Source organism: Streptococcus sp. 1004_SSPC, assembly GCF_001069025.1.
In the GTDB taxonomy this organism is placed as follows: domain Bacteria; phylum Bacillota; class Bacilli; order Lactobacillales; family Streptococcaceae; genus Streptococcus; species Streptococcus vestibularis.
Window position 1 is genome coordinate 1 of record NZ_JWGQ01000022.1, and the last position, 321, is coordinate 321.

At 43.6% G+C, this 321-nt stretch carries 1 protein-coding gene; it reads right to left on the reverse strand.

Annotated elements, in window-relative coordinates; translation table 11 throughout:
• A partial coding sequence (locus ADF62_RS02215; RefSeq protein ID WP_048787974.1) for an ISL3 family transposase occupies positions 1–321 on the reverse strand: 321 nt, incomplete at both ends.

A 321-nucleotide genomic window follows, 5' to 3' on the forward strand; every position in this document is an offset into this window, starting at 1 on the left:
AATGATTTCGGCGTTTGGGAAAAGTCTGCGAGCTAGTGGGATATAGGCTCCTGACATATCCATCGTGATAAACCGTACCTTTTGGCGTACTTTCAATAGATACTTCAAAAAGTAGTTTCGAATAGTGATTTGGCGACGATTATCAAGGACGGTTATGAGTTTGTTGGTCTCATAGTTTTGAGCCACAAAAGCGAGTTCACCTTTCTTGAACCCAAACTCATCCCAAGACATAACAGCTGGGAGCTTGTCATAATGCTCCTTGAAAGTGAACTGGTCAAGCTTACGATAGACAGTGGACGTCGACACACGAAGTCTTCTGGC